The 5,813-nt window shown below is 61.9% G+C and carries 3 protein-coding genes; all 3 read right to left on the minus strand.

Features of this window, described 5'->3' with window-relative positions; translation table 11 throughout:
- A partial coding sequence (locus OQK_RS31075; RefSeq protein ID WP_274380845.1) for a TcdA/TcdB catalytic glycosyltransferase domain-containing protein occupies positions 1-3,387 on the minus strand: 3,387 nt, incomplete at its 3' end.
- A gap of 368 nt (positions 3,388-3,755) precedes the next feature.
- Positions 3,756-5,456 carry a precorrin-3B C(17)-methyltransferase gene (gene cobJ / locus OQK_RS07760; protein WP_016771871.1) on the minus strand — a complete coding sequence of 567 codons (1,701 nt, stop codon included), beginning with the start codon at positions 5,454-5,456 and terminating at the stop codon, positions 3,756-3,758.
- Positions 5,456-5,813: SAM-dependent methyltransferase (locus OQK_RS07765; RefSeq protein WP_238537154.1), on the minus strand; the 358-nt coding region annotated here is incomplete at its 5' end. The genes OQK_RS07765 and cobJ, both read right to left, overlap by 1 nt.

Genomic DNA, 5,813 nt, shown 5'->3' on the forward strand with positions numbered 1-5,813 from the left:
ACCGTCGTGATCAGCCGTCTGCCCAGGCCTGGCCGCACCGCCCTGCACGAGTCGTTCGACGTATTGCCTGAGTTTCTGAAAACGCGTATCGCGGGTGATCACCGTCAGGGTGTTTTGCGCATTGCGCGGATCAATCAGGGTAATGCTGTGGCCGCCGTCGGCGTTGCTCCTGAGGGTGTCGAGCAACGGCACGTAATCACCCGCCACCTTGTGCTCAAGGCGCAAGCGCTCGGTCGCCTGCTCGAACTCGCTGGCCCAGTAGCGTGCATCCAGTTGCGCGAGACTGGCGCCCAGTCGAGCGTTTTCGCCCAGAGATCGGGTGCGGGCCAACGCTTGTTTGTGCCAGATCGACGCTCCCTGCGGATCGGCCAGTGCAACGTTGTGCAGAAAACTGTCCACGCGCAGATCCGATGACAGCCTGCGCTCGGCGATCGCCGAGGTGTCCAGTTCGATCACGTTGAATGGCGCATTGGCCGCATCGCCCAGACCATAAAGCTTCGCCAGCGCGTTATCGTCTGCGCTCAGATAATGCTCTACGCCACGCTGCACCTGCGCACCATCGGCAAACCCATAGAGAGCAAAGTTGGGGTCGTAGAAGCGATAGGCCGCGTGCTCACCGGTTCGCACTTTGGCCAGCAGCAGGGCGTGGTCGCCGGTATCGAGCAGCAGCACCGCAGGTGCCGCAGTGGCGTCCAGCGCGGCGATGATGCTGTCCATGCGCTGCACGCCGCGAGCGCTGCCGACCTCGCCGGTGGGCAAGGCGCGCAGTTCGTCCAGCGCACTGCGCAACGCCCGCGAGCCAAGTTCGTCGGGACTCGCGCTGGCGCTGGCGACATGCCCGACCAACGCCCGCTCCGCCGGCTCGCCAGTTGCAACGGCGGCGCCCATCAGCAGCACCAGCGGATAACAGCGGCGCCCCGGGTCGCCTGCGTTGTGCTGCAACAGATCCTGCGGCAACTGCTTGACCGACACCGCGCCAGCCTTGAAAAAGACGTCACGCACCTGGCCGCTGCGCTGCAAGATCTGCGTGCGGAACTCCTGCCGGGCGCTGCGCTTGATCTGGCCGATACGCTCGCCCCACTGGCGCAGCGTCAGCGGCTCGGACATGGCTTGCACCTTGAGTTCGCGGGTCGTCGATGTGGCCGTCGGCAGGTCGCGTTCCAGCCCGTTCTCGAACGCCGCCGAGCGGCGCTGGCGCACGGCTTTTTCAATCGCATCGTAGCGTGCGAAAGTGCCGTCACGGTCGGTGGCTATGGCCAGGTCGCGCACCTGTTGCCAGGTATCGGCGAACCCGCCATCGTCCACGCTCGTCGCGCCGAAAATGCCGCCGAGCACGACTCGCATCGACGGGCTCAGTTGTTCCAGCGGCAGCGTTCCGTGGGCGATGCGGCTGAACAGTTCGTTGAGATGGCTGATGGAATCCGCACCACGGGAAGTCGGCACAGCGACAGGTCCTTGCGCCAGCACCTGTTGGCGGGTGTCGAAGTCAATGACCACGGCTTGATCGAAGGTAACCTCCCCGCTCAGCTTGTCTCGCATCGCTCGAATGAACGGCTCGCCGAGATCATCCATCAAACGTTGCAGCACCGCGGTCAACAGCACCGGTTTGCCTTCGACAACGGGCCAGCCGCGCTCGAAGGTCAGGCTTCGATCACTGAGCAGGTCGGACAAGCGTCCGGCATAACGGGATTTGAGCTTGCCCTCGGCCCACCGGGCGTGTTCCATCTCCAGCCAGTCTTTTTCCGTGCCCCTGACGATCCAGCCGGAAATGGTTTCCTCTTCGGTATTGACGTTGTAGCCCTCGCGCAAACGCTGTTGCGCCAGCACCTGACGAGTGAAAAACGGATCGCAATTGGCTTCAATGTATTCATGCAATCCGGCGAGGGCCGCGCCGGGGCCGGTGAGCGTTACCGTTCCCCCCGCGTCATTACGAATGCCGTCCTGGTAATAGGTGACAACCGCTTTGAGCAATTGGTAGGCATAAGCTTCATTCCAGTTGGTGAAGTTCGACCTGACCAACATCTCTTCGATGACTGCCGCAGCGACCGTGGTCAGGGTTTCACTGTCGGCCCACCCGGATCCCGAGTTGGCCATGCGTCTTTCAACTTCAGTAAGCACGTCGTAATTAAGCCGAATCACTTGCATGATCGACATCGTCATGCCGCTGCCCGGCTGGGCGATGAAATGTGCATTCATTTCTTCGCCGATTTGCAGCCCCATGCGAAAGCCGTTCTCGCCGGCCTCCACGGTTTGTGGCGGCACGAACAGTTCAAGCACGTCGGGTTTGCTGCGAGCAAAATCCTCGAGAAGTTGTTTATGTTGTTGTGGAAGACTGTCGGTTCTGTCGGGGTAATGCTGTGGATCGCGTCCAGGCATCAACTGCGGGTCATTGTTCAATAGAAGTTGCAGAACACCGATTTTCTGCGTCTGGCTGTAATCGCTGATATCGACACCGCCCAACTTGTCGAGCAGTGGCGGCAGATAATCCATGTCGGTATAACGCCCGCCTTCACGAAGTTCCGCCTGCAAGCGCACTACATCGCTCGCCGCAGCGAAATTGCCACGCATCGACACTTCGCGACGGTAGACGTCCGCCAGCAAGTCATCGGCAAAGGCGTGAGATACATCGCGTAATTGCAGATCCGCGCCAACCATCGCCAGATGGCTGTCGAGGCAGCGCTGACGAAAAGCCTGCAGCGTCGCGCGGTCCTTGCCATAAGCACGCACCATCAGATCGATGCGCGCTTGATCGGCTCGCCCCTTCCACTTCGGCTGGCTGAGGTAGTCGAACATCTGCTGTTTCAACCCCCGTGCGCGGTCTTCAATCATCGTCGCCAGTTGCCCGGCATGCTTGAGTGCAGCGCCACCGGACGCCATCGCATCAGCCCTGGCACTGTCGAGAATGACCCGGTTCATTTCGAAAGCCAGCAACGCATCGCTGTCGTACCAAAGGTTGAAGCGGTAACCCTCCGCCGCCATCACCTGACGCCAGATATTCATGTAATCGCGCTGATTGACCCCGACTTCGCTGCCGCCAACCCAAACGAAATGGATAACCTTCGGAACCGGCCGGGTCAGCCCCGACAACATTTCCACGGTCGTCGAAAGCCGTGACAGATAATGTTGCAGCCCGCGCGCAATGTCATCGACAGCCACCGGGACAGGGGTTTTCTTGCGTTTGAGCAGCGCTGCAAGTTGCTCTTGAAACAGGCTCGCCAGGGTCAACAACGACACCGGATCGGTCGTTTGACTGGCTTGCTGGTAACAGTCGTTCAGCGCTTGGTACTGCGCCGAGGCAGAGAACTCCCGTAACGCCCTGGAGATCACCGAATACTCTTGCGCAGATACGAACGCTCGCCCGAACGAATAATCGTTTTTCAAAGCCATTACACACTCCTTGTTTATTAAATGGCTCATTGACCGCGCACACTTTCGCGCCGCTGCAGAGCGGTAGATTGATTTGAACGACACTCGACAAGTGCTGTGAACACAGCACCCTAGTGGGCGAATACGCGCCACACAAACAACAAGGAATACAAAGCTTGTCACCGGCAATATCTGATAACACCGGAGCACTACGCTGTAACGGCAGCGAAATAATTAGCGGACCGGCGCGACCGTCGGGCATAAAAAATGGCCCTGCCCTGTGGGACATGACCATTGTTTATTGCTGGTGGAAAACAATTGAAACTTCAATCGGACTTACAACCGCTCAAACTTTCCCGTCGCTGAGAATTGCATGAGCGGAGGGTTTTTCAGGACAGCGGTTTTTCACCATACCAACGCGGCGTGTACACCCATTCACCGCCCCCGGCACGGGCGAAGGTGCAGGTGGTCGAAGAGCCGATCAACACCATGGTGCGCATGTCCACCTGTTCCGGTGTCAATGCGCCCAGGGTCGTGGTGCGCAGCGTCTGCCCCGGCCGGCCGATGTCCCGACCGAGCACCACCGGTGTTTCAGGCAAGCGGTGCTGCGCAACGATCTCCAGCGCCCGGCCCAACTGCCACGGGCGCGCCCGGGAAATCGGGTTGTAGAACGCCAGGGCCAGATCCGCTTCGGCGGCCAGATCCAGACGTTTCTCGATGATCGACCACGGCTTGAGGTTGTCCGACAGCGACATCACACAGAAGTCGTGGCCCAGCGGCGCACCGGCCTGAGCCGCAGTGGCCAGCGAGGCGGAAACGCCCGGGAGGATTTCCAGATCAACGCTGTGCCAGGCCGGATCGTTAGATTCGTGCAGGGCTTCGAGCACCGCAGCGGCCATGGCGAACACGCCCGGGTCGCCCGAGGAAACCACGATCACCGAGCGGCCTTCGGCGGCGAGCCTGAAGGCATGGCGGGCACGCTGCATTTCTTCGCGATTGTCGGTGCAGTGCTGCACCTGATCATCGCGGAACGGGCCGGCCATCCGTACGTAGGTTTCGTAACCCAGCACATCGGTGGCGCGGGCCAGTTCGGCTTTCACCGCTGGCACCATCAGTTCGGCGGCGCCGGGGCCAAGGCCAATGACCGCGAGGCGACCACGCGGGCGGCCGATCTGCGCGACGTCCAACGGTTGCTCGGCAATCGCGATCGCCAGATGTTCTGCGCTGATCACCTTCGCCGCAGGCACTGCAACCCGGGCCAACGTCTGAAGATCGTTTTGCGCCGCGACGAAGCGCAGCGGCACGCCCAACTCGAGCGCAGCTTCGCGCAAATTCGATGCGGCCATTTCAGCGTCTGCTGCCACCAGACACGCCAGTGCCGGCACGGCGACGCTGGCCTGTTGCAACGCAGTGCGAATGGCGTTCGGCAGATCCGCCACCTCAGCACTCACCGCCACCGCCACACTGCGCGGGTAGATCAGCAATTCATCGGCACTGGCCACCCGCTGCGCACTGCTCACATGAATCGACCGCTGCGCCTGCGGATCCTGCGGCAACTGCGCCTGATCCAGCCATGGCGACGCGCCTTCGATGCGCACGCTGTGCCCGGCGAGCAGGTCGGAAACGAAGCGTTTGCCCGATTCCAGATCCGCCAGTGCATAGCCGCTCGGCGGATTGAGCAGGCAGGTGCCAAAGCGCAATTCGCCGCTGGTGGTGATCGCCGGCGCGACTTGCAGCGCCGCCGCAATCTCCCGGGCCATGACGTTGACCCCGCCGAGGCCACCGAGCAACGGCACCACCGCGCTGCCGTCTTCGGCCACCGCCAGCACGGCGGGTTCGGCGCCTTTCTCCAGCAACAGCGGCGCCAGCGTGCGAATGACAATGCCGGCCGCGCACAGGGCAATGATCGGCGTGTCCTGTTGATACAACGCGCGCAGGGTCGCGCCGAATTCCTGATAGCTGCTGTCGGCGCCTTCAACCCGTCCGGCGAGGCCGTGGATCTGCGCCGCCGGATAGACCTGTTGAATGCGCCGCGCCGTGGCGAGGCTGCCCTGGCCGAGAATGACGATGGCGGGAGTCGCTTGGCTCATCAACCTTGCCACCGTTCGCCCGGGACGATGATCAGCGAGAAGTACGGCGAGGACATCGGCTCGACCTGATCCATCGGCACGATCTTCTGGTTGGCCATGGTCGCGCGCTCGACATACAGCGCGCGCTCGGCGAGACCGAGTTCTTCCAGCACCTGACGCACCTTGGGAAAGTTGCGTCCCAGTTTCATGATCACCGCCGCATCGGCATCGGCCAGACGCCGCTTCAATTCTTCCTGGGGCAGCACGCCGGAAAGCACCGACAGGCTCTGATTGCGATACACCAGCGGCGCGCCGAGCACCGAAGCGCCGCCGAGCATCGAGCACACGCCGGGCACGACTTCGGCCTCATAACGGCTG

The organism is Pseudomonas sp. R62 (assembly GCF_000257605.1).
Taxonomy (GTDB): Bacteria; Pseudomonadota; Gammaproteobacteria; order Pseudomonadales; family Pseudomonadaceae; genus Aquipseudomonas; species Aquipseudomonas atacamensis.